This is a genomic window from Pseudomonas paeninsulae, assembly GCF_035621475.1.
GTDB lineage: Bacteria > Pseudomonadota > Gammaproteobacteria > Pseudomonadales > Pseudomonadaceae > Aquipseudomonas > Aquipseudomonas paeninsulae.
The window spans coordinates 1,042,501-1,064,907 of sequence record NZ_CP141799.1; the positions used below are offsets into that span (position 1 = coordinate 1,042,501).

Genomic DNA, 22,407 nt, shown 5'->3' on the forward strand with positions numbered 1-22,407 from the left:
CACACGGCGGGTGCTAACGTCCGTCGTGAAAAGGGAAACAACCCAGACCGTCAGCTAAGGTCCCAAAGTTATGGTTAAGTGGGAAACGATGTGGGAAGGCTTAGACAGCTAGGAGGTTGGCTTAGAAGCAGCCACCCTTTAAAGAAAGCGTAATAGCTCACTAGTCGAGTCGGCCTGCGCGGAAGATTTAACGGGGCTCAAACCATACACCGAAGCTACGGGTTCATCTTAGGATGAGCGGTAGAGGAGCGTTCTGTAAGCCTGTGAAGGTGAGTTGAGAAGCTTGCTGGAGGTATCAGAAGTGCGAATGCTGACATGAGTAACGATAATGGGTGTGAAAAACACCCACGCCGAAAGACCAAGGTTTCCTGCGCAACGTTAATCGACGCAGGGTTAGTCGGCCCCTAAGGCGAGGCAGAAATGCGTAGTCGATGGAAAACGGGTTAATATTCCCGTACTTCTAGTTACTGCGATGGAGGGACGGAGAAGGCTAGGCCAGCACGGCGTTGGTTGTCCGTGTTTAAGGTGGTAGGCTGGAATCTTAGGTAAATCCGGGATTCTAAGGCCGAGAACTGATGACGAGTTGTCTTTTAGACGACGAAGTGGTTGATGCCATGCTTCCAGGAAAAGCTTCTAAGCTTCAGGTAACTAGGAACCGTACCCCAAACCGACACAGGTGGTTAGGTAGAGAATACCAAGGCGCTTGAGAGAACTCGGGTGAAGGAACTAGGCAAAATGGCACCGTAACTTCGGGAGAAGGTGCGCCGGTGAGGGTGAAGCATTTACTGCGTAAGCCCACGCCGGTCGAAGATACCAGGCCGCTGCGACTGTTTATTAAAAACACAGCACTCTGCAAACACGAAAGTGGACGTATAGGGTGTGACGCCTGCCCGGTGCCGGAAGGTTAATTGATGGGGTTAGCTAACGCGAAGCTCTTGATCGAAGCCCCGGTAAACGGCGGCCGTAACTATAACGGTCCTAAGGTAGCGAAATTCCTTGTCGGGTAAGTTCCGACCTGCACGAATGGCGTAACGATGGCGGCGCTGTCTCCACCCGAGACTCAGTGAAATTGAAATCGCTGTGAAGATGCAGTGTATCCGCGGCTAGACGGAAAGACCCCGTGAACCTTTACTATAGCTTTGCACTGGACTTTGAGCTTGCTTGTGTAGGATAGGTGGGAGGCTTTGAAGCGTGGACGCTAGTTCGCGTGGAGCCAACCTTGAAATACCACCCTGGCAACCTTGAGGTTCTAACTCTGGTCCGTTATCCGGATCGAGGACAGTGTATGGTGGGTAGTTTGACTGGGGCGGTCTCCTCCTAAAGAGTAACGGAGGAGTACGAAGGTGCGCTCAGACCGGTCGGAAATCGGTCGTAGAGTATAAAGGCAAAAGCGCGCTTGACTGCGAGACAGACACGTCGAGCAGGTACGAAAGTAGGTCTTAGTGATCCGGTGGTTCTGTATGGAAGGGCCATCGCTCAACGGATAAAAGGTACTCCGGGGATAACAGGCTGATACCGCCCAAGAGTTCATATCGACGGCGGTGTTTGGCACCTCGATGTCGGCTCATCACATCCTGGGGCTGAAGCCGGTCCCAAGGGTATGGCTGTTCGCCATTTAAAGTGGTACGCGAGCTGGGTTTAGAACGTCGTGAGACAGTTCGGTCCCTATCTGCCGTGGACGTTTGAGATTTGAGAGGGGCTGCTCCTAGTACGAGAGGACCGGAGTGGACGAACCTCTGGTGTTCCGGTTGTCACGCCAGTGGCATTGCCGGGTAGCTACGTTCGGGAAAGATAACCGCTGAAAGCATCTAAGCGGGAAACTTGCCTCGAGATGAGATCTCACTGGAACCTTGAGTTCCCTAAAGGGCCGTCGAAGACTACGACGTTGATAGGTTGGGTGTGTAAGCGCTGTGAGGCGTTGAGCTAACCAATACTAATTGCCCGTGAGGCTTGACCATATAACACCCAAACAATTTGCTGTTTGTGTGCTAGACGATCGAAGTCGACAACACGCCGAAAATTTGCAGGACCACGCACTACCCTTTATCACATACCCAATTTGGAGCCGCGTCCTTCTTGATAAAAGAAGCACGATGTTCCACCCGAATTGCTTGACGACCATAGAGCATTGGAACCACCTGATCCCATCCCGAACTCAGTAGTGAAACGATGCATCGCCGATGGTAGTGTGGGGTTTCCCCATGTGAGAGTAGGTCATCGTCAAGCTTGTATTCCAAACCCCCCATCCGTGAAAACGGGTGGGGGGTTTGTCTTTGTGGGCAGAAAAGACTAATCATCGGTAACCCATCGGGCGGTACCGGAGTGAGCTGTTCTGTGCTCCACTCGTCTAGAATAGTTATTCACTTCGCACGAGCCTTTGCAAATGGCCGACTCGACTGGCACTCATGACCTATCGGCGCTTCCACTGGATGAGTTGGTTGCTTGCCATGAATGCGACCTCTTGATGCACCGGCCGCAACTGGCGGATGGTGAACGGGCTGATTGCCCGCGCTGCGGCTACGAGCTTTATTCCCAGCGCAATCACGTGGTAAGACGTAGCCTGGCTCTGGTGCTTGCCGCCCTGTTGCTTTACATCCCTGCTAATTTCCTGCCGATCATGCGGCTTAACTTGCTCGGTCAGACCAGCGAGGACACGCTATGGAGTGGTGTGGTCAGCCTGTATCAAAGCGACATGCAGAGCGTAGCCATAGTGGTCTTTCTCTGCAGCATGGCGGTGCCGTTGCTCAAGCTGCTTTGCCAGTTGCTGGTGTTGCTGAGCATTGCCTGGAACATTGGCCGTGGTTATGGCTTGCTGTTCTACCGGATTTATCATCACCTGCGTGATTGGGGCATGCTCGAGGTCTACCTGATGGGCATCCTGGTGGCGATCGTCAAGTTGGCTGATATTGCCGACTTGAGCCTGGGGATCGGTTTGGTGTGTTTCGTGGGCTTGTTATTGGTCCAAGTGTGGCTGGAGGTGACTATGGCCCCGCATCAGATTTGGCAGGCGTTATCCGGGGAAGACGCACATGAGAGCAATTGATGCGGGGCTGTTGTTGTGCCACGAATGCCATATGCTGAATAAACAGGAGCCCGATAGTCGCAAACAGTTCTGTTCGCGCTGCGGGGGCGTTATTCATGTCCGTCGTCCGGACAGTCTTGTTCGTACTTGGGCATTGCTGCTGACGGCGGCGCTGCTGTACATCCCCGCCAATCTGTTGCCGATCATGACCGTCAATTCGCTGGGCAAGGGGCAGTCCGACACTATCATGTCGGGCATCATCGAACTGGTGCATCTCGGTATGCTGCCGATTGCTGCCGTGGTGTTCATTGCCAGTATTCTGGTGCCGATATTCAAGTTGACGGGCATTGCCTTGCTGCTGTATTCGGTGCAGCGGCACCAGCCGATGTCGGCGCGTCAGCGAATACTCGTGTACCGCTTTATCGAGTGGATTGGTCGCTGGTCGATGTTGGATATTTTTGTCATCGCGATTCTCGTAGCGGTAGTCAAGTTCGGCAGCCTGGCGAGTATCGAGCCAGGTTTCGGTTCGATTGCCTTCGCCAGTGTGGTGATTCTGACGATGCTTGCGGCTTTAACTTTCGATCCCCGTTTGATCTGGGATAACACCGACTCGGATGACAACCATGACTGATCTACCGACGGCGAAAACCCGTCCTGCTTCCAACTGGTCGGCGATCTGGGTTTTGCCATTGATTGCCTTGCTGATTGGTGCCTGGTTGGGTTGGCAGGCCTACAGTCAGGCTGGGATCGAAATCCAAGTGGTTTTCCCGGGAGGGGAGGGTATTCAGGCTGGTAAGACTGAGGTCATCTACAAGGGCATGGCGATCGGCAAGGTCAAGGCGATGGCCCTGGATGACAGCGGTGAAAACCTCGGGGTTGTTGCCACTGTGGAAATGAACAAGAAAGTAGAACCGTATTTGCGCAGCAACACGCGCTTCTGGCTGGTCAAACCTAGCGTGAGTCTGGTTGGTATCACCGGGCTGGAGACCCTGGTGTCGGGTAATTACATTGCGGTCAGCCCTGGCGATGGCGAGCCGGCTCTGGAATTCGAGGCGTTGGCCGAGCCGCCCCCTTTATCGGATGACAGGCCGGGGTTACATCTGACCCTGAAAGCTGAACGCCTCGGCTCGTTGAATCGCGACAGTCCGGTGTTCTATAAACAGATTCAGGTTGGCCGGGTGAAAAGCTATGCCCTCGCCAAGGATCAGAGCACGGTCGAGGTTAAGCTCTACATAGAGCCGACTTATGCCGCTTTGGTGCGTAAACATACACGTTTCTGGAATGCCAGCGGCATCAGCATCGACGCCGGTTTGTCGGGTTTCAAGCTGCGCAGCGAGTCGCTGGCCAGCATAGTGGCGGGCGGCATTGCTTTCGCCACGCCCGAGCATCGGAAAGATAGCCCGGCGACTGACCCGAGCATTCCATTTCGTCTGTATGAAGATTTTGAGGCAGCCCAGGCCGGCATCAGGGTGCAGGTCAAGATGACCGATTTCGAAGGTTTGCAGGCCGGGCGCACGCCGGTTATGTACAACGGCATACAGGCCGGCACCTTGAAGACGCTGAAGGTCAATGACGATTTGACCGGTGCCTTGGCCGAATTGACCCTCGATCCACGCACTGAAGACTATCTGGTTGAAGGTACCGAATTCTGGGTGGTCAAACCGTCGATTTCCCTGGCTGGCATCACTGGCCTGGAAGCACTGGTCAAAGGAAATTACATCGCCGTACGCCCCGGCGAAAAGGGTGCGGCGGCCAAACGCGATTTCGTGGCGCGGCCCAAGGCACCGCCGCTGAATCTGGATGCGCCCGGCCTGCACATGGTGCTGTTCAGCGACAGTCGTGGTTCGCTGGAAGTCGGTAGCCCGATCCTCTACAAGCAGGTCCCTGTCGGCTCGGTGCAGAGCGTTCAGCTCGCTCGCGACAATCGACGGGTGGTCTTCGGGTTGCACGTCGAGCCTGAGTACGCGCATCTGGTGAACAGTTCAACGCGCTTCTGGAATGCCAGTGGGATTACCTTGAAAGGCGGTTTGTCCGGGGTCGAGGTCAAGAGTGAATCGCTGCAGACCCTGTTGTCTGGTGGCATCGTGTTTGAAACCCCGGATCTGCGGGCGCCTGCAGTACGCAAGCGAGTGCCACGCTTCAGCCTCCATGCCAGCCGCGAGGCGGCCATGCAGGATGGCGTGGCAATTACCATCCAAACGGAACGTGGTGATGGCCTGAGCCCAGGCACCGCGATTCGCTACCGAGGTCTGGATGTCGGCAAGGTCGACAGTATTGAGCTCAGCGATGACCTGCAGGCTGTGGTTTTGCGTGCCCGAGTGACTCTGGCGACTGAGCAGATCGCGCGAGTGGGTACGCAGTTCTGGGTGGTCAAGCCTGAGTTTAGCCTGACCCGTGTGACCAACCTGGACACCCTGGTCAGTGGCCAGTACCTGGAAGTGTTGCCGGCGCCCAAGGGCGCGGCCCGGCAGGTCGAATTCATCGCGCTGGCCCGTCCGCCGAGTCAGGTGGTGGAGGAACTCGGTCTGCGTCTGGTACTCAGCGCTGCGCGGCGCAGTTCGCTGAAAGCCGGGGTGCCGGTGAGCTATCGGGAAGTCCCGGTGGGCAAGGTGACCGGCTATGAACTCGGACCGACGGCGGACCGGGTACTGATTCATATCCTCATCGAACCGCGTTATGCCGATCTGGTGCGCACCGGTAGCCGTTTTTGGAATACCTCGGGCGTTGGTTTCGAGGCGGGCCTGTTCAAGGGCGTGAAGGTGCGTAGCGAATCCCTGGAAACCCTGATCGAGGGCGGCGTGGCGTTCGCGACCCCGGATCTCGAGCCCATGACTCACCAGGCCAGGCCCGGACAGACCTTTGCCCTGTTCGACGAGCCACAGGACGAGTGGCTGGGTTGGGCGCCGAAGATCGCCTTGCCGAAATAGGCAAGTCGCATACAGCCAGGGCCGCATGTGCGGCCCTAGTCGTTTGTGGTTGCTGCTTCAGGCCGGCTCGACAGCCGGGACGGGCTGGACCTGCAGGGTGCTGGTCTCCCGACGCTGGATGTATTTCCAGTCCGCTTCGTCGATGTAGATGCCGTTCGGCCCGCTGCCGCCTTCCAGGTCGATGGCCACGTGGGCCGAGACCTGCGGCTTGACCGAGGCGAGGATCGGCACGAAACCCAGTTGCAGGCTGGTTTCGATCAGCGCCTGCTGGTTCTTCTCGTCGATGTCCGCCGCCTCATCCAGGTAGTAGGGCAGGCGGATGCGTCCAGCCTGATCACGATCCATCAGGTGCAGCAACAAGTACATGTTGGTCAGCGCCTTGATGGTCATGGTCGTGCCGTTGGAGGCAGCGCCGTCGATGTCGGTGTGGGTCACCGGTTGGCCATGCACCTTGGTGATCTCGAAGGCCAGCTCGAACAGATCTTTCAAGCCCAGCTGGTTGTGATTGGCCGCGACCAGGCGTGCCAGGTATTCCTTGGCCTCCTCGTTCTTGCTGTCCTGAGCGCTGCTCTGCTGCAGGTCGAATACCGACAGGGTCTCGCCTTGCTCGTACTGGCCGGCGCTGTGGATGATCTGATCGATGTGCTTGAGGGCGTCCTTGTTCGGCGCCAGGACGATGCGGAAGCTTTCCAGGTTGGAGACCTGGCGCTTGTTGATCTCGCGGTTGAACAGGGCCAGCTGGTGTTCCAGGTTGTCGTAATCGCTGCGGATATTGCGCAGGGTGCGGGCGATATCGGTGACGGCGGCGCGGCGAGCTTTGGTCAGTGTCAGGGCTTCGTCCTGGCGATGGGCGTAGGCGTTGACTAGCAGGTGCAGGCGGCGCTCGACGTCGTCCTCGCTGTCGAACTTGGCCACGCCTTTCAGGCGTACCTGGGCATACAGCGCCTCGATCTGCCCGTCGACCCGCTGCAGGCCCTGCCAGGCGTCCTGATAGTCGTTGAGCAGGGGGAGCAGGTTGTCCAGCGAGTCGTCCACCGGATCGGTAAAGGGCGCGCCGAAGGGCAGATCGGCCGGCAGTAGCTGGCGACGGCGCAAGGCGTCTTCCAGGGTGCGCTGCTTGGCTTCCAGGTCGGCCAGCTGCCGGCCGACCAGTTGCAGCTTGGCGGACAGTTGCTGCACCCGTTCGGTGAAGGCATCGCTGCTGCGCTTGAGTTCGTCTTGCGCCGCTTCCAGTTGCGCCAGTTGTTCCAGCTTGCTGTCTTCTTCCACTGCCAGGGTCTGGCTGCGGCGGAAGTCTTCCAGGGCTTTCTGCGCATCCAGCACGGCCTTGTACAGATGCTCGGCCTGGGCCTTGCTCGCGGCGCGGTCGGCCGCGACGGCTTGCTGGGTCTTGAGCTGCTTGTACTCGCGGTCAAGGCGGTCTTTCTGATCACGCAGGGCGGCGCGGTCAGCCAGGGCTTGCAGGGCAGGTGGCTCGATATGACTGAGGTCGATGGACAGGCCAGGTACTTCGAAGCGCTCGCCCTTAAAGCTCTCCAGCACGGCTTCCAGAGATTTCACCCAGGTATCGCCGTGGTCCAGCTGAATGCCTTTTTCGCCTAAAGGCAGGCTGAACAGCTGGCCGTTGAACAGGCGCATCAGGCGATCGACATCGGCCTGGCTGAATTCCTCACGCAGGCGCGAGTAGCTGTTGTTGTCGGCGTGATCGAGTTGCAGCTTGACCGTCTTGAGACGCTTTTCCAGATCGCGCAGGCGCTCCTCGAGGTCTTCACTGGAGAATTGTCGTGATTGCGCCAGAGCACCAGCCAGTTCGTCGTGGGCGTCCTTGGCGGCGAGCAGCTGCGCCTCCAGCACGTGCGCGTCGCTGACCAGGGCGAAGCGGTTTTTCAGTACGGACAGCTCGCCAAGCCAGCGCTGGATCTCGCTGATTTCACGTTCCATGCGCATCAGCTCGGCGGTGTCGCCACGTTGTTGCTGTTGCAGGCCATCCTGCTCGCCCTGGTAGTGCTCGGCCTGGATTACCAGTTCCTCACGGCGCGCGCCGGCGTAGTCCTGCCAGGTGCCGAGCAGGGAATCGAGCAGCGGTGAGAGGCGATGCAGCTTGCCGCGCAGTTGTTCGCGCTGGGCGACGCCAGCGGCCAGGGATTCGATCAAGGGGCCGGCGCTGACCAGCGCCTGGTAGTCCTGCTCCATGCGCCGCACATCGCGGAAGGCTTCTTCGGTGGCGGCGATATAGTCGACGCTACCGGAGCGCAGGCTGTGCTCGAAGGCATCGAGGAACAGCTGCTTGAGCTTGGCCGCGGTGATTTCGCGCATATGCAACAGGTTGATAAACAGGGCGCGGAAGGTCTTCAGGCTCTGCTCGCTGGTGGAGCGCAGCGGGATCAGGGTCAGGTCCAGCGGGATCGAGGTGTGGCCGCCGACCAGCAGGCGGCGCAGCTCGTCCGGCTTGAGTTCATAGGCCTTGATTCCGTCGCGATCCAGGGCATTGAACAGCTCGCGCTGGCGCAGACAGGTGCCATTGGTCTGGTAGTGAGCCAGGTTCAGCTCGCCCTGGTAGGCGAAGAACTGGTGGCCGAAACCGCCCCCCGGCCCGCGCCCGGCCACACCGATGACATGGGGGCCGTGGGGCAGGGCGACTTCCACCAGGATGTAGCTGGTATCGGTGGCGAAGTAGAACTTGCGCGATTGTTCCAGGCTGTACTTGCCGAAACTCATGTCCGACATGCGTGCCAGAATCGGGAACTGCAGGGCGTTGATCGAGGCGGACTTGCCTAGGTTGTTGGCGCCGTACACCGACAGCGGGTTCTCCAGCGGAAACAGGCCGAGGCTGTAGCCGGCGGTGTTCAGCAGGGCAAAGCGGCGGATGCCGTAGCGTTCCTGGCTCATGCATCTATCTCCTGTACGGCGCGTTCGGCGGCCATGGCGCGGGCCAGGGCATCCTCTTCGCTGAGGTCTGGCTCATCTTCGGCGAGAATGATGATTGCATCCTCTGGCTCATCGTCCAGTAGCACTGGGGTCGGCAGTGGCTGCGCGCTATGCAGGGTGGCGGCCAGGTCGCGATCCTGCTGCACACTCAGGCAGACATCGAGGAAGCGGTGCATCGGTGCGAGGAAGCGGTAGACGCCGTTTTCTTCGCCGGTAAAGCCCAGCTGGTTCAGGCGGCGCATGATCTTTTCTTCCAACTCCTCGATGGTGGTAACTTCGGCCTGGAGGAACAGATCACGGTATTTTTCCAGCAGCGGCGGCAGTTCATCGCGGCCGAGGCTGCCACCGTCGAGTACTGCCAACGGGTCGCGGCCCTGATCGGCTAAATGTTCAACGAGGATGAAGGTGAACAGCGCCAGGCGCTGGGCGGTCTTGTTGACCTGGGCGCCCATCTGCTCGGGGACGAAATAGTAGAAGCCACGGCTGTCGCAGATCAGCTCATAGCCGAGCGCCTTGAACAGCGCGCGGTACTGGTCCTGCAGGTTGGACAGCTGGGCGTACAGCTCCGGGTCGCGGCGGCTGACGTGATAGCCCTTGAATAGCTCGCGGAAGATCGGTGCCAGTTGGGTCAGTTCTTTCAGGTCGATATTCATGCGGTCACTCGCACTGGCTCGTAGGGTTGATGGCCGCCCGGTGGAAATCCGCGAAGCGTTTTCCAGCGGAAAGTTGATGGCGCAGGATGGTGGGCAAGCAGGGGTTAACCATGGGTGCTGGCCATCAGGGCATAGGAGCTCAGGCTGAGCTGGTGTTCGGCGGTCAAATAGTCACGGCGCTGCAGGCGCTCGCGCTGGAAACGGGCATCGCGGGACAGGCGCGAGAACCAATACAGCAGCTCGTCGGTGGCCCCTTCGGGCTCCTGCTGCAGCAGCCAACCCATCAAGTCCGGTAACGGCAGGGCTTGTTCGCAGCGCTCGAGCATCTCCCGCGCGGTACGTGGCGCGCGGGGTGTTTCGCCCTTGCGTGTGGTACTGGCCTTGGGGAACTGCGCCGGTTTTGGTTCGAAGCGTGCCAACGCATAGACATAAGCCTCGACCTGCGACGCCGTACCGAGAAAGGTGCTCTGCGGACGACTGAACAGCGGCAGCGAGGCCTGCGGCACCGCGTCCAAGCCTTTACGCCGAATAGCCGCCAGGGCCAGGGCTGCGCCGCGGGTCACGGCGTTGTGCCGGCGGGCTTCCTCGCGCAGCGGCAGGAGCAACTCGCGGGCGCGGCGCAGGGTCAGCTGGGCGGTGGTCTGCATCTCCAGGATGCGTGCGTGGGTGCGCAGCAGCAGGTCATCGTCGACCAGCTGGCCGAGGCGCTGTTGTTCGCTGAGCAGGCGCAGCAGTACATGTTCGACCCGATAGACACCCTGCTCGAAGGCGCCGTCGGCGGCGACCAGCTGGATCATCGGTTCGACATATTCGTCCCAGGTCGCCAGCACTTCGGCGTAACGCTGACGCAGGGGGATCTGCCGGTCGCTGGTCTTGGCCCGTTCGGCCACGGCGACCAGCGCCTGTTCGTCGTTGGCCAGCTTCTTCAGCACGTCACGCACGCGCATATCCAGCAGGCGCAACTGCCGCGCCAGGTCGGCCGCGTCACGTACCTCGAAGGCATCCTTGATATAGCCGGCCAGGCGCTCCAGATGGCGCAAGTAGGCCTCGATCTCCAGGCACAGGCCCAGGCGATGTTCGCGGCGCAGGTAGGCAAGGAAGTCGTGGATCTGCGCGTTGAGCTCGAAGCGGTTGGGGCTCTTGGCCACCGGCACCAAGATATCCAGGCGGATCCACTGGTCGAGCAGGGCGGTAATGTCCACCGGCGTGCTGTCCGGCAACTGCGCCGTGAGTTGCTTGCGCAGCTCGACCAGGCTCAGGGTGCCGCTATCGAACCGCTCGCAGAGCGGTTCGAGCAACGTCCAGTGTTCGGCAAGGGCGCGCAATACGCGCTTGGGGTCGATCATCGAAAGCCGGTCGCTCAATCTGGGAAAAACGCCGATTGTACTGCATCGGCCGACAATCGATTGAGCCCGAACCGATCGGAGGCGCTTTGCGCGTGCAGGTGACGCAATGCGGCAGTTTGCGACCGCCGCAACCGTTGTTCGGTGATCTTGACGCGCTGGGAGCCCTATTCAAGTGGTTGAATTTACTGGCATGTTTTCTGCGATAGCAGATCAAACACCACGCCGGGATCGAGCCTATGCCGTTCACCTCCGCTGCCTATATCGCTGCCTGTTGGTGCGAATTGCAGGATCAGTGTGATCTGACCTGGGACCTCGGCGCCATCACCGACCGCCGCGAGGCGATTGCCTTTCTGCAGCGCTTCGAGAACCGCCTGTGTGTCTATTCGGCTTATGCGGCAACGCTCTACAGCAACTACAGCTTCGTGGTGCCGCCGAGCGATCATGGCGATATCACCATCCTCCCGGACGAGCGCTGCTGGAACGAAACCTTCCATGACATCCCGGCCCATGCGGTAGAACCCACCGGTATCCATATTCTGCCGGGTGAAACCCTGGGTTACCCAGGTCTGTACTTGAAAATCCCCAGCCACAATCGTCTGGTGGCCTCCACGGAGTTGCCGTTTCAGGATGGGCTCAGGTTGCTGATCCAGCGCTCTCGGGCCAGGGGCGAGTGGTTCCTGCCGGTGTTGATCAAGGAAGATCTGCGCGGCTTCGAGACGCGCATGCCGTCGCTGCACCTGCACCGGATCAACCTCGTCCAGTTGGCGCACTGCTCGCCGTCGAGCATCAACGCGATCAAGGGTGCCATTGCCCGCCACCTGCTCGGGTTGTTTCGCCAGACCTGAGCCGTCTGACGCCACAATTGCCAGCAATTGGACAGGCTCAGTGGCACATTGCAGTCACCCATTGGTCATCCATGCCGTTCATCCTGTCGGGCGCCTGCACATTGCGCCACGAGCGCTCCAGCTGGGCTGCGGCTGGCCGGCCTTGCGATAAAGCGTCGCCAACGGTCGGTTGACCGACGAAATATGTCCATGGCTCTTTCGATATGCGTCGGTTATCGGCACAATTCGCCTCCACTTTTTGGGGAGGGGGTTGGCACCGCTGATTTCCTGCCGGCTATACCTTGTATAGGCACACAGATGATCAAGACGCCGTACTACCTCATCGACAAGCAAAAGCTGCTGGGCAATCTCGAGAAGATCGCCTACGTCCGCGAGCACTCCGGCGCCAAGGCGCTGTTGGCGCTCAAGTGCTTTGCCACCTGGTCGGTATTCGACCTGATGCAGCAGTACATGGACGGCACCACCTCATCGTCGCTGTATGAGCTCAAGCTCGGTCGACAGAAGTTCGCTGGCGAAACCCACGCCTACAGCGTGGCCTGGGCCGACGATGAAATCGACGAGATGTTGGCCAACTGCGACAAGATCATCTTCAACTCGATCGGCCAGCTCGAGCGCTTCGCCGAGGCGTCTGCCGGCAAGATACGTGGCTTGCGGGTCAACCCGCAGGTGAGCAGCTCGGATTACCTGTTGGCCGACCCGGCGCGCCCGTTCAGCCGCCTGGGCGAGTGGGACCCGGAAAAAATCGCCACAGTGATGGATAAGGTTTCCGGCTTCATGTTCCACAACAACTGCGAGAACGACAGCTTCGAGCTGTTCGAGCAGATGCTCAGTACCATCGAAGAGCGCTTCGGCCACTTGCTGCATCAGGTCGAGTGGGTCAGCCTGGGCGGCGGCATTCACTTCACCGGTGACGGCTATCCGCTGGAGCAGTTCTGCGCGCGCCTCAAGGCTTTCTCCGAGCGTTTCGGCGTGCAGGTTTATCTGGAACCCGGTGAGGCCGCCATCACCATGAGCGCCTCGTTGGAAGTCACGGTGCTCGACACCCTGTTCAACGGTAAGCACCTGGCTGTGGTCGACAGCTCCATCGAAGCGCATATGCTCGATCTGTTGATCTACCGCCTGGACGCCAAGATGGCCCCCTGTGACGGCGAGCACAGCTACATGGTGTGCGGTAAATCCTGTCTGGCGGGGGACATTTTCGGCGAATACCGCTTCGATCGTCCGCTAACCATCGGCGATCGGTTGTCGTTTATCGACGCAGCGGGTTACACCATGGTCAAGAAAAACTGGTTTAACGGGCTTAAAATGCCGTCTATTGCAGTGCGACAGCTCGACGGCAGCGTCGAGGTTGTTCGTGAGTTTGGATTCGACGACTACCTGTCCAGCCTGTCCTGAAGGCGGCGGTTAAAGGAGAGATAAAGAAATTGAAGAAGAATGTTCTGATCATTGGTGCAGGAGGTGTCGCCAAGGTGGTGGCCCACAAGTGCGCGCAGCACAACGACGAACTCGGTCGTATTGCTATCGCGTCGCGCAACATCTCCAAATGCCAGGCCATCATCGACAGCGTAAAGGCCAAAGGCAGCTTGAAGCAGCCGGCCGAAATCCAGGCCTATGCCCTCAATGCGCTGGATATAGAAGCAACTAAGGCACTGATCCGCGAGACCCAATCGCAGATCGTCATCAACGTGGGTTCGTCCTTCCTCAACATGTCGGTGCTGCGCGCCTGCATGGATACCGGCGCCGCCTACCTTGATACCGCCATCCACGAAGAACCGGGCAAGGTCTGCGAAACGCCGCCTTGGTACGCTAACTACGAGTGGAAGCACCTGGCCGAATGCCAGGAAAAAGGCGTGACTGCCATCCTCGGTGTCGGTTTCGACCCGGGCGTGGTCAATGCCTATGCCGCACTGGCGCAGCAGCAGTACTTCGACAGCATCGAGTCGATCGACATCCTCGACGTCAACGCCGGCTCCCACGGCAAGTACTTCGCCACCAATTTCGATCCGGAAATCAATTTCCGTGAATTCACCGGACAAGTCTGGAGCTGGCAGAACAGCCAGTGGACCAGCAACAGCATGTTCGAAGTCAAGCGTAGCGACGACCTGCCGGTGGTCGGTGAGCAGAATCTGTACCTGACCGGGCATGACGAAGTGCACTCGCTGTCCAAGCACCTGAACGTACCCAACGTGCGCTTCTGGATGAGCTTCGGCGAGCACTACATCAACGTCTTCACCGTGCTGAACACCCTCGGCCTGCTCTCCGAGCAACCGGTGAAAACCGCCGAAGGCCTTGAAGTGGTGCCGCTCAAGGTGGTCAAGGCCGTGCTGCCGGATCCGGCCTCGCTGGCGCCGAGTTACAGCGGCAAGACCTGCATCGGCGACCTGGTCAAGGGCAGCAAGGACGGCAAGCCGGTGGAGTTGTTTATCTACAACATTGCCGACCACGCCGATGCCTATGCTGAGACCGACAGCCAGGGTATTTCCTACACCGCCGGCGTACCGCCGGTCGCCGCTGCTCTGCTGGTTGCCCGTGGCGACTGGGACGTGGCGCGCATGGCCAACGTCGAACAGCTGCCGGCCGAGCCGTTCCTCAAGCTCCTCGATGAGATGGGCCTGCCGACCCGGATCAAGGACGCCAACGGCGACCGACCCTGGGATCAGAAGCGCTGATCGACCAACAAGACCCGCCAATTCGGCGGGTCTTGTTTTTAGTGCCGGCTTTGCAGGCTCATCCTTGGACGCTCCGCGTCCAGAAGTGCGCGGCGATGCGCGAGAGCGATCGGTAGGGCGGGTGCAACCCGCCGGAATCTCTTGGCCATTGGCGGGTTGCACCCGCCCTACGCTTTGATGCGGAGTGTGGCGCTGCTTTCCACGCTTCCCGCCTGCGGCATTTCACGCGACAATCACAGCTTATCGACATAGGCCCCCACGTCGGGCCTGTGCTTCTGCGCATTCGTGAGGAACCCAGCATGAGCAGCAACGACCGCGTCATTATCTTCGACACCACCCTGCGCGATGGCGAGCAGAGCCCCGGCGCGTCCATGACCGGTGAAGAAAAGTTGCGCATCGCCAAGGCTCTGGAGCGTTTGCGCGTCGACGTGATCGAAGCCGGCTTCGCCATCGCCAGCCCGGGTGACTTCGCCGCGGTCAAGGCGATTGCCGACAGTATCAAGGACAGCACCGTGTGCAGCCTGTCGCGCGCCCTAGATGGTGACATCGATCGCGCCGCCGAAGCTCTCAAGGGCGCCAACAGCGGGCGCATCCACACCTTTATCGCCACCAGCCCGATCCACATGCAGTACAAGCTGCGCATGCAGCCGGATCAGGTGGTCGAGCAGGCGGTGCATGCGGTCAAGCGTGCGCGCAACCTGTGTGCCGATGTCGAGTTCTCCTGCGAAGATGCCGGTCGTTCGGACATCGACTTTCTCTGCCGGATTGTCGAGGCGGCGATTGATGCCGGTGCGCGCACCATCAATATTCCGGATACCGTGGGCTATGCGATTCCGCACCAGTACGCCGAGACCATTCGCCAGCTGCTCAACCGCGTGCCCAATGCCGACAAGGCAGTATTCTCGGTGCATTGCCACAACGATCTGGGCCTGGCCGTGGCCAACTCCCTGGCTGCCGTGGTCGCAGGCGCACGTCAGGTCGAGTGCACGATCAACGGCCTCGGCGAGCGGGCCGGCAACGCCGCGCTGGAAGAGATCGTCATGGCGATCAAGACCCGCGCAGACCTGCTCGGCGTACATACGCGCATCGACACCCCGCACATCCTCAGTACCTCGCGCCTGGTCTCCGGCATCACCGGTTTCCCGGTGCAGCCGAACAAGGCGATCGTCGGCGCCAACGCCTTCGCCCACGAATCGGGGATCCACCAGGACGGCGTGCTGAAGCACCGCGAAACCTACGAGATCATGTCTGCCGAATCGGTTGGCTGGAATGCCAACAAGATGGTCATGGGCAAACATTCCGGGCGTGCGGCGTTTCGCTCACGGCTGGAGGAGCTGGGTATCGTCCTGGCCGGCGAGGGCGAACTGAACGCCGCCTTTGCCCGTTTCAAGGATCTGGCCGACAAGAAGCACGAGATATTCGACGAAGACCTGCAGGCACTGGTTTCTGACAGCCTGACCGCCGAAGCACCTGAGCACTTCAAACTGCTGAGCCTGGAAGTGACGAGCAAAACCGGCGAAGTGCCGCAGGCGCAGATCGCGGTCAGTGTCGATGGCCAGGAGCGCCGTGCGGCCGCGCAAGGCTCCGGTCCGGTGGACGCGACCTTCAAGGCTATTGAGTCGATTGCCAGTTCGCAGGCCAGCCTGCAACTGTACTCGGTCAACGCCATCACCGAGGGCACCGACTCCCAGGGCGAAGTCACCGTACGCCTGGAGAAGGGCGGGCGCATCGTCAACGGTAACGGCGCCGATACCGACATCCTGGTGGCGTCGGCCAAGGCCTACATCAACGCCCTCAACCTGATGCAGGACAGCCAGAAGGCTCACCCGCAGGTGGCTGACGTTTGATTGCAGAGCTGCGTCGTCGCGCCTACCTGAGCGCCATGCAGGTGGCCAGCTGGCTGCCACGGCTGGAGTTGCCGTTTGCCGCGCCCTCACGCCCGCAGCTGCTGCAGCCGGCACCGCCTGAGGTGCCAGTCGCGGCCGCGCCGCCGGTCGCCGCGCCCGTCAGCGAACCCGCGCCGCCGAGCCGGCCCGAGCCGCTAGTCGAGCGGCCGAAGATCGAGGTGCCACGGCCTAGCGTCGTCCCCCGCGGCGCCAAAGTGGATGCCGCCGCTGCGGCCGAGCCGCCCGTAGTGGCCAAGCCGATGGCTGCGCCGCCGCCGCGCTTCGCCCTGCAACTGCTGCGCGCCGGTGACTGCGCCTTGCTGGTCGAGCTACCTACCGGCGAGCCCTTGCAGGGCCGCGATCCGGCCTACCTGCTGCTCAAGGATCTGTTGCGCGCCGCCGGTCTGCCGGACAGCCCGCAATTGGTCGGCGAGCCGGTACGCTGGCCATTGCTGGCGCGCGGCAGCATGGATCAGGGGCCACAGGCCGCGCTGGATTACGTGCAGAGCTTCATCGCGGCGCGCCTGGAAGAGCAGCAACCCTGCAGCTGCCTGTGGCTGGTCGGCTTGCCAGCCATCCGCTTTGCCGGCGACGCCGATGCCGAGCTCTACAACCGTGAGTTGCAGATCGACGAATTGGGTGCGGCCTGGGCGCTGCCGGGGCTGGAATTGCTGATGGACGAGCCCGCGCGCAAGGCCGAGCTGTGGCAGGCCATGCGCCGGGTGCGTCAGCGCTGGCTGGCAGGCTCTTGAACACGTCCTGCGCTGCCAGATTTCGGCCATTGCACCTACGTATCAACTGCCTGCCGAGTCAACCTGAATGAGTGATGTAATTTCTTTCCGCCCGATGACCGAGGCGGATATCGAAGCCGTGCTGAAGGTCGAGTACGCAGCGTTCAGCCATCCCTGGACGCGCGGGATCTTCCTCGACAGCCTCAAGTCCTACGACTGCTGGGTGATGTTCGACGGCCAGCAGCAGGTCGGCCACGGCGTGATCAACGTGATCATCGACGAGGCCCATCTACTCAACATCACCATCAAATCGGAGAGCCAGGGCCGTGGCTTCGGCTTGCTGCTGCTGGAGCGCTTGATGCAACGCGCCATGGAACTGAATGCCGGCGAATGCTTCCTCGAAGTGCGCGCCAGCAACCAGTCGGCTTATCGCCTGTATGAGCGTTATGGGTTCAATGAAATCGGCCGGCGCCGCGACTACTACCCGGCCGTGGGCGGCCGCGAGGACGCGCTGGTGATGGCCTGCACCCTGATCGACTGATTGCTTTAGGATCTGCCACCGGGCTTTTCGCGGGCCGAGTGCGCCTGCTCGGCCGGCTCCAGCTCTTCGGCGGGGTCGCCAGCGTCCTCGTCCTGGGCATAGTTAGCCCGCAGGTCTCTGGCGTCCTCGAGTGGCGAGCGTGCGCCATCCTCATGGATCAAGTCTTCGAGGTCGAGGTCATCCTTGTCGGGGCCGTGGCCCGGTGGGGAATCGTCGCTCAAGCCGGCTTCGCGGCGCTGACTGTGCTCGAGCTCTTCGATCAGCTCATCTTCTGGTTGCGTGGCATCCGAGAAGTCCTCTCGGGCGTCTGCTGGGTCGAGGTCTTCGTGCGGGTGTTTGCCGGTCGATGGTTTGTCGCGGTGAATGGATGGAGACATCTGCGGCTCTCCTTGGTGGGCCTTATGTAAGGTGGACGCCGATTGCGGCGAAAGATTCCCGCCGCGCTGTCGGCACAGCGGCTGACTCGATTGGCAAGTGTCTGCGGTGCCGCAGCGCACGGCCTGCCACATACTGATGGGTAACCCATCGTTCACCTAAACGGTGCCGACCGTCTCATTCGCATAAGGAGCCTCGATGCGCTTGCTCCGTCCCTGACTCGTTGCCAGCTGTTTGTTGCTGGTCGGTCTGGCGCCCTTGGTCAGGGCCCGGCGCGCGGCGGCCGGGGCGTAACCGCTGCTGCTCGATGGCGACGACTTCAGCATGGGCAGGCTGTTTCATACGGTCAGCCGCGAGATTGACGGCGAACTGCGGCTGATGAGCGAGCTGGGTTACGACGGCGCGACCCTGGGTCACCATGAGTTCGATTTTCGCCCGGCCGGGTAGGCGGCGATGATCGGCGCCGCCTACCGGGCTAAAGGCAAGGCCTCGGTGTCGCTGTTTTCCAGCAATCTGAGTTTCGATCCCACGCGTAAGGAAGACCACCGCCTGCAGGCGCACTACCAGGCCGGGCGCATTCTGCCTCTATAGGGTGATCGACAAGGGCGGCATCCGCTCCGGCCTGCGCGGCCATGACCGCAGCCTGACGGACCTCAATGGCAATGGCCTGGCGGATATTCCGACCCCGGCGCAGCAGCGCATGTTGCGCGAGCCGAGTCTTTCTCCTGCCGCGTTGTACCGCTATGCTGGCAGAATGCAATGGCGCTGCTGGCTGGTTTGCCGCTGACCACCTGAAATGATCGAGAGCGATTGGTTTGAAGTCGTGAGCAATTGGACAACGAGGCAAGAGAGCTGTCTCGAAGGGGGTGCAGGGATGTCGGATTATTCCACTCTAGATAGGGATGAAATCAATGCCTTGGCCGAAGCCATAAGCGTGCAGGATAGAGTTCCGAGCAAGGTTCTGTTGGTCGAGGACGATCCCAATACCCTGGGTAAACTGGCAAAGTTGCTCGGCAAGGAGGGTATCAGCTATCTCATCGCTTCGAGTCCGCAGAGGGCACTGGATACACTGCGGACAGACATGGACATCGGCCTGATGATTATCGACCTGCGCATCAGTGGTGATGGTAAAGGCCTTGAGTTAATTCGCCAGGTGCGCGATTCCGAGTATGGGCAGATACCGGTGATAGTGGTCTCCGCTGACGCTGGGGTAGGGGACGCCATCGAAGCAATGCGATTGCATGTGGTGGATTTCTTTCTGAAGCCTTTCGATCTGCCTCAGCTCTTGCAGGTGCTGCGAGGCGAACTGGGAATCTAGCATGCATTCAGCCGGCTGCTGGGGTCATTGTGACCCAAGGGCTCATGCGAGTTGTCAAAGTCGCTGACACCTTACCTGGGGTGAGGCATTGGGCGAGAGGATGCGAGCATGGGTGATCTGCAAGAACTATTCGACAACAACGCGCGCTGGGCCGAGGCGATTACTCAGAAAGACCCGGCGTTCTTCGCCAAGCTGGCCCGCCAGCAGGCGCCGGAATACCTGTGGATCGGTTGCTCCGATGCGCGGGTGCCGGCCAACGAAATCGTCGGTCTGCTGCCGGGCGATCTGTTCGTCCATCGCAACGTCGCCAACGTGGTGCTGCACACCGACCTCAACTGCCTGTCGGTGATCCAGTACGCGGTCGACGTGCTCAAGGTCAAACACATCCTGGTCACCGGCCACTACGGCTGCGGCGGCGTGCGTGCCTCCATGCAGGACACCCAGTTCGGCCTGATCGACGGCTGGCTGCGGACCATCCGCGATTTGTATTACGAGCACCGCGACTACCTGGCGACCCTGCCGAGCGAGGAAGAGCGGGTCGACCGCCTCTGTGAGCTCAACGTGATCCAGCAGGTGGCCAACGTCAGCCACACCACCATCGTGCAGAACGCCTGGCATCGAGGTCAGGAACTGTCGGTACATGGCTGCATCTACGGTATCAAGGACGGTCGCTGGAAGAACCTCAACGTCACCGTCAGTGGCATCGAACAGCTGCCGCCGCAATACCGCCTGCGTCCGCTCGGCCAGAGCTGAGGTGACGAACAGTTCGCGCAGCCTGGCCATGCTCGGCCTGCTGCTGGCTGTGCTCTGCTGGTCGGGCAACGCCCTGGTGGCGCGCGCCTTCGCCGGTGAGATCCCGCCCTTCGCCCTGTCGTTCTGGCGCTGGTGCCTGGCCCTGAGCCTGCTGCTGCCCTTCGTCCTAGCGCCGATGTGGCGTCATCGCCCGCAACTGCGTGCGGCCGGCTGGCGCCTGCTGGTGCTCGGCGGCCTCGGCATCGCCGGCTACAATTCGATGCTCTACAGCGCCGCGCAGACCACCGCGGCGATCAACATCACCCTGGTCAACACCTGCCTGCCGCTGCTGACCTTCATCGGCGCCGGTCTGCTGCTCGGCGAATGGCCGCAACGCCGCGCCTGGTGGGGCATGGGTCTGGCCGCGATCGGCCTGCTGGTGCTGATCACCCAGGGCAGTTGGACGACCCTGACGGCACTGTCGTTCAACCGTGGCGACCTGATCATGCTCCTGGCCGTGGCCGACTGGGCGCTGTATTCCCTGCTGCTGCGACGCTGGGCCAAGTACCTGATACCGATCCCGGCGCTGGCCCTGCTCGGCGTGCTGATGCTGCTCGGCGTGCCGCTGATCCTGCCGTTCTACCTCTACGAGCTCAGTCAGGGTGCTCGTTTCGTCGCCAGCCTGAGCAACCTCGGCGCGATTACCTATACCGCCGTGTTCGCCTCGCTGGTCGCCTATCTCGCCTGGAATCACGGCGTGCGCGTACTCGGCGCCGCCAAGGCGGCACTCTCCAGCTACCTGATGCCGGTGATCACTGCCGTACTCGGCTGGCTGCTGCTGGGTGAGGGCTTGCAGGCGTTCCACTGGCTGGGTGGCGGGTTGATCTTCGCCGGCTTGTTGCTGGGCACACAGATGGCGCCGAAGCCGGCTGATCGATAGGGTGATTATGCCGCCTGCGAGGAAGGGACGCGCCGCAGGGGCCGGGTTGGGTCGGTTAGGTCGTGCGGCGCGATACCCGTAGGCTGTTTCGCTGGTGATGGGCGCGTTTACCGCGCGGCGTTAGCTTTCTTCACCGCCGCAAGCCAGGCTGGGTTCATTTGCTTCAGCTCGGTATTCATGCCCCGAGCCTCCATGGTTTCCTTGTGCCGATTGATCTCCGCCACCATCTGGCTGAGGGCGCTGGAGTTGCCGTCCAGTTGGTGCATCTGAGTTAGGCCCAGGTGATAGAAACGCAGCAGTTTCATCGCCGTCTGATCTTGAGCAGTTACGCCGGCAGTGAGGTGGTGCATGACGTTGGTGATGCTCATCAGCCTGCGCTTGAGTTGCCAGCCGTAGACCGCCGGCGCCATCCAGGGCTGCTGCCAGAACTTGAGCCGCACCAGTGCTACGGTCAGCAGCAGCCCGGCAATAATGCCGCCCAGATTCCAGCGGAAATTATCGCCGCCGGGTTCGCCGAACAACAGCACGGCGGTGGTAGACAGCAGCATGCCCAGCAACAGGAAGATCACCACAATGGTTATCGTGCTGCGGCGCGTTTGCTGACGGTATTCTTCAGGGTTCAACTGCTTGATCTCGAACATCACTCCCGCAGGACTCCTTTGTTGAGCGGATGACAACTTGGCGGGCATTATCACCCAGAGCAATCGCGCTGGCGCGATTAACCTTGTGGCCGTGCGGGTTTTACCTGTGTGGGTCGCGCCTGGGTGGCGCTGAAGATGAGCCGGCTGGGGAATTTGATGCGCGCACGCAACGCCGCCAGGGTAAGGGGGGCAATGAGTCAGCGCGACTTACGCTCGCAAGTGGCTCCGCCCCCGCGTTACGTCAGGACTTCAGCACGCCAGAGGCCTTGGCGGTATGCGTCGCGATGATATCCATCAGCTCTGGCGACAGGCAGTCGTAAGGTTCCAGGCCGAGAGCCTTGAGTCGCGCACGTACTGAATCCATGAGCGCCGGCTCGGCGCCTGATTCGATGATCGAGGAAACGAATGCGGCGAATTGTGGCGCGGACCAGCCCTTCTCCGGGGACAGTTCCGTGTGGATGAAGTCGAATCCGTAGAGGGGATGAGTGCTGTTCTCGATGCGGCCGTACATATGCGCGCCGCACTGGCTACAGGCGTGCCGCTGGATGGTGGCCTGGGCATCGACCAGCGCAAGTTTCTCGGCGTGCTCGGTGACCTTAAGCTTGTCGCGCGGCACCACCGCGACCATGGAGAACAGGGCGCCCTTCGGCTTCCAGCACTTGGTGCAGCCGCAGGCGTGGTTATAGGCCGATTGCGCGTCGATTTGCACCCGGACAGGGTCCTGGGTGCAGCGGCAGACTAGCGTGCCGCCAGTGAAGTCCTCGGCATCCGCCGGGATGCCGTCGTCGATCGACGGGTGAAGCGAAAATGTGCTTGTCATTAGCCACCTCCTTAAAACCTGCAGAAGGTCCGG

Annotated in this window: 21 protein-coding genes and 2 rRNA genes (1 of these 23 only partly in view); 17 read left to right on the plus strand and 6 right to left on the minus strand. The window is 60.8% G+C overall.

Annotated features, from left to right (window positions below; translation table 11 throughout):
- From VCJ09_RS04695 to VCJ09_RS04715, 5 genes are all read left to right on the plus strand, one after another.
- Nucleotides 1–1,958: ribosomal RNA gene (locus tag VCJ09_RS04695) — 23S ribosomal RNA — on the plus strand; it begins 933 nt to the left of the window's first position.
- A gap of 152 nt (nt 1,959–2,110) precedes the next feature.
- A 5S ribosomal RNA gene (rrf, locus tag VCJ09_RS04700) occupies nt 2,111–2,226 on the plus strand.
- Nucleotides 2,227–2,383: 157 nt separating this feature from the next.
- Complete coding sequence (locus VCJ09_RS04705) at nt 2,384–3,043, plus strand: paraquat-inducible protein A (RefSeq protein WP_324733331.1); 660 nt, start codon at nt 2,384–2,386, stop codon at nt 3,041–3,043.
- Complete coding sequence (locus tag VCJ09_RS04710) at nt 3,030–3,653, plus strand: paraquat-inducible protein A (protein ID WP_324733332.1); 624 nt, start codon at nt 3,030–3,032, stop codon at nt 3,651–3,653. The genes VCJ09_RS04705 and VCJ09_RS04710 overlap by 14 nt, the downstream gene beginning before the upstream one ends.
- Nucleotides 3,646–5,949, plus strand: coding sequence for a PqiB family protein (locus tag VCJ09_RS04715; protein ID WP_324733333.1), 2,304 nt, complete (start codon nt 3,646–3,648; stop codon nt 5,947–5,949). Before VCJ09_RS04710 ends, VCJ09_RS04715 begins: the two co-directional genes overlap by 8 nt.
- Nucleotides 5,950–6,006: 57 nt before the next feature.
- Here the strand turns inward: VCJ09_RS04715 and mksF are convergent, their stop codons facing one another.
- The 3 genes from mksF to mksB form a co-directional block, all read right to left on the minus strand.
- On the minus strand, nt 6,007–8,838 hold the full coding sequence (mksF, locus tag VCJ09_RS04720; RefSeq protein WP_324733334.1) for an Mks condensin complex protein MksF: 2,832 nt from the start codon (nt 8,836–8,838) through the stop codon (nt 6,007–6,009).
- Nucleotides 8,835–9,530 (minus strand): Mks condensin complex protein MksE, encoded by a 696-nt coding sequence (mksE, locus tag VCJ09_RS04725; RefSeq protein ID WP_324733335.1) that lies wholly within the window; start codon nt 9,528–9,530, stop codon nt 8,835–8,837. Before mksE ends, mksF begins: the two co-directional genes overlap by 4 nt.
- 104 nt (nt 9,531–9,634) lie before the next feature.
- Nucleotides 9,635–10,876 carry an Mks condensin complex protein MksB gene (mksB, locus tag VCJ09_RS04730; RefSeq protein WP_324733336.1) on the minus strand — a complete coding sequence of 414 codons (1,242 nt, stop codon included), beginning with the start codon at nt 10,874–10,876 and terminating at the stop codon, nt 9,635–9,637.
- 236 nt (nt 10,877–11,112) lie between these two features.
- On the opposite strand from mksB, the gene VCJ09_RS04735 reads away from it, so the two are divergent.
- The 6 genes from VCJ09_RS04735 (at nt 11,113) to rimI (ending at nt 17,548) form a co-directional block, all read left to right on the plus strand.
- On the plus strand, nt 11,113–11,721 hold the full coding sequence (locus tag VCJ09_RS04735) for a hypothetical protein (protein ID WP_324733337.1): 609 nt from the start codon (nt 11,113–11,115) through the stop codon (nt 11,719–11,721).
- 297 nt (nt 11,722–12,018) lie between these two features.
- Nucleotides 12,019–13,116, plus strand: coding sequence for a carboxynorspermidine decarboxylase (locus VCJ09_RS04740; RefSeq protein WP_324733338.1), 1,098 nt, complete (start codon nt 12,019–12,021; stop codon nt 13,114–13,116).
- A 29-nt stretch (nt 13,117–13,145) separates the two neighbouring features.
- A complete protein-coding gene (locus VCJ09_RS04745) occupies nt 13,146–14,390 on the plus strand; it encodes a saccharopine dehydrogenase family protein (RefSeq protein ID WP_324733339.1) in 1,245 nt (414 codons plus the stop codon).
- 299 nt (nt 14,391–14,689) lie between these two features.
- Nucleotides 14,690–16,237, plus strand: a complete 1,548-nt coding sequence (locus VCJ09_RS04750) for a 2-isopropylmalate synthase (RefSeq protein WP_324733340.1) — start codon at nt 14,690–14,692, stop codon at nt 16,235–16,237.
- Nucleotides 16,234–17,028, plus strand: a complete 795-nt coding sequence (locus VCJ09_RS04755; RefSeq protein WP_324733341.1) for an energy transducer TonB — start codon at nt 16,234–16,236, stop codon at nt 17,026–17,028. Before VCJ09_RS04750 ends, VCJ09_RS04755 begins: the two co-directional genes overlap by 4 nt.
- A gap of 67 nt (nt 17,029–17,095) precedes the next feature.
- Complete coding sequence (gene rimI, locus VCJ09_RS04760; protein ID WP_324733342.1) at nt 17,096–17,548, plus strand: ribosomal protein S18-alanine N-acetyltransferase; 453 nt, start codon at nt 17,096–17,098, stop codon at nt 17,546–17,548.
- A 5-nt stretch (nt 17,549–17,553) separates the two neighbouring features.
- Here the strand turns inward: rimI and VCJ09_RS04765 are convergent, their stop codons facing one another.
- On the minus strand, nt 17,554–17,925 hold the full coding sequence (locus tag VCJ09_RS04765) for a hypothetical protein (RefSeq protein WP_324733343.1): 372 nt from the start codon (nt 17,923–17,925) through the stop codon (nt 17,554–17,556).
- 322 nt (nt 17,926–18,247) lie between these two features.
- Here VCJ09_RS04765 and VCJ09_RS04770 point away from each other — a divergent pair, with 322 nt between their 5' ends.
- The 6 genes from VCJ09_RS04770 to VCJ09_RS04795 all read left to right on the plus strand — a co-directional run bounded on the left by VCJ09_RS04770 (nt 18,248) and on the right by VCJ09_RS04795 (nt 20,913).
- Entirely contained in the window at nt 18,248–18,370 is a 123-nt protein-coding gene (locus VCJ09_RS04770; protein ID WP_324733344.1) for a hypothetical protein, read from the plus strand.
- Between the two features lie 6 nt (nt 18,371–18,376).
- Complete coding sequence (locus VCJ09_RS04775; protein ID WP_324733345.1) at nt 18,377–18,514, plus strand: hypothetical protein; 138 nt, start codon at nt 18,377–18,379, stop codon at nt 18,512–18,514.
- Between the two features lies 1 nt (nt 18,515).
- On the plus strand, nt 18,516–18,710 hold the full coding sequence (locus tag VCJ09_RS04780; protein WP_324733346.1) for a hypothetical protein: 195 nt from the start codon (nt 18,516–18,518) through the stop codon (nt 18,708–18,710).
- A gap of 87 nt (nt 18,711–18,797) precedes the next feature.
- Nucleotides 18,798–19,241: a response regulator gene (locus VCJ09_RS04785; RefSeq protein ID WP_324733347.1), complete on the plus strand. Its 444-nt coding sequence runs from the start codon at nt 18,798–18,800 to the stop codon at nt 19,239–19,241.
- 108 nt (nt 19,242–19,349) lie between these two features.
- Complete coding sequence (can, locus tag VCJ09_RS04790) at nt 19,350–19,994, plus strand: carbonate dehydratase (RefSeq protein WP_324733348.1); 645 nt, start codon at nt 19,350–19,352, stop codon at nt 19,992–19,994.
- 28 nt (nt 19,995–20,022) lie between these two features.
- A complete protein-coding gene (locus tag VCJ09_RS04795; RefSeq protein WP_324734594.1) occupies nt 20,023–20,913 on the plus strand; it encodes a DMT family transporter in 891 nt (296 codons plus the stop codon).
- Between the two features lie 107 nt (nt 20,914–21,020).
- On the opposite strand, the gene VCJ09_RS04800 is transcribed toward VCJ09_RS04795, so the two are convergent.
- Together VCJ09_RS04800 and gfa are read right to left on the minus strand one after the other, a co-directional pair.
- Nucleotides 21,021–21,554 carry a DUF3087 domain-containing protein gene (locus VCJ09_RS04800; protein WP_324733349.1) on the minus strand — a complete coding sequence of 178 codons (534 nt, stop codon included), beginning with the start codon at nt 21,552–21,554 and terminating at the stop codon, nt 21,021–21,023.
- A gap of 241 nt (nt 21,555–21,795) precedes the next feature.
- On the minus strand, nt 21,796–22,374 hold the full coding sequence (gene gfa, locus VCJ09_RS04805) for an S-(hydroxymethyl)glutathione synthase (RefSeq protein WP_324733350.1): 579 nt from the start codon (nt 22,372–22,374) through the stop codon (nt 21,796–21,798).
- Nucleotides 22,375–22,407: the final 33 nt, after the last annotated feature.

What these genes read in the sequence shown, in the direction of transcription:
- VCJ09_RS04705 (WP_324733331.1), top strand. Translation starts at nt 2,384, where the DNA reads ATGGCCGACTCGACTGGCACTCATGACCTATCGGCGCTTCCACTGGAT.
- VCJ09_RS04710 (WP_324733332.1), top strand. Translation starts at nt 3,030, where the DNA reads ATGAGAGCAATTGATGCGGGGCTGTTGTTGTGCCACGAATGCCATATG.
- VCJ09_RS04715 (WP_324733333.1), top strand. Translation starts at nt 3,646, where the DNA reads ATGACTGATCTACCGACGGCGAAAACCCGTCCTGCTTCCAACTGGTCG.
- mksF (WP_324733334.1), bottom strand. Translation starts at nt 8,838, where the DNA reads ATGAGCCAGGAACGCTACGGCATCCGCCGCTTTGCCCTGCTGAACACC.
- mksE (WP_324733335.1), bottom strand. Translation starts at nt 9,530, where the DNA reads ATGAATATCGACCTGAAAGAACTGACCCAACTGGCACCGATCTTCCGC.
- mksB (WP_324733336.1), bottom strand. Translation starts at nt 10,876, where the DNA reads ATGATCGACCCCAAGCGCGTATTGCGCGCCCTTGCCGAACACTGGACG.
- VCJ09_RS04735 (WP_324733337.1), top strand. Translation starts at nt 11,113, where the DNA reads ATGCCGTTCACCTCCGCTGCCTATATCGCTGCCTGTTGGTGCGAATTG.
- VCJ09_RS04740 (WP_324733338.1), top strand. Translation starts at nt 12,019, where the DNA reads ATGATCAAGACGCCGTACTACCTCATCGACAAGCAAAAGCTGCTGGGC.
- VCJ09_RS04750 (WP_324733340.1), top strand. Translation starts at nt 14,690, where the DNA reads ATGAGCAGCAACGACCGCGTCATTATCTTCGACACCACCCTGCGCGAT.
- rimI (WP_324733342.1), top strand. Translation starts at nt 17,096, where the DNA reads ATGAGTGATGTAATTTCTTTCCGCCCGATGACCGAGGCGGATATCGAA.
- VCJ09_RS04765 (WP_324733343.1), bottom strand. Translation starts at nt 17,925, where the DNA reads ATGTCTCCATCCATTCACCGCGACAAACCATCGACCGGCAAACACCCG.
- VCJ09_RS04770 (WP_324733344.1), top strand. Translation starts at nt 18,248, where the DNA reads ATGGGCAGGCTGTTTCATACGGTCAGCCGCGAGATTGACGGCGAACTG.
- VCJ09_RS04775 (WP_324733345.1), top strand. Translation starts at nt 18,377, where the DNA reads ATGATCGGCGCCGCCTACCGGGCTAAAGGCAAGGCCTCGGTGTCGCTG.
- VCJ09_RS04785 (WP_324733347.1), top strand. Translation starts at nt 18,798, where the DNA reads ATGTCGGATTATTCCACTCTAGATAGGGATGAAATCAATGCCTTGGCC.
- can (WP_324733348.1), top strand. Translation starts at nt 19,350, where the DNA reads ATGGGTGATCTGCAAGAACTATTCGACAACAACGCGCGCTGGGCCGAG.
- VCJ09_RS04795 (WP_324734594.1), top strand. Translation starts at nt 20,023, where the DNA reads ATGCTCGGCCTGCTGCTGGCTGTGCTCTGCTGGTCGGGCAACGCCCTG.
- VCJ09_RS04800 (WP_324733349.1), bottom strand. Translation starts at nt 21,554, where the DNA reads ATGTTCGAGATCAAGCAGTTGAACCCTGAAGAATACCGTCAGCAAACG.
- gfa (WP_324733350.1), bottom strand. Translation starts at nt 22,374, where the DNA reads ATGACAAGCACATTTTCGCTTCACCCGTCGATCGACGACGGCATCCCG.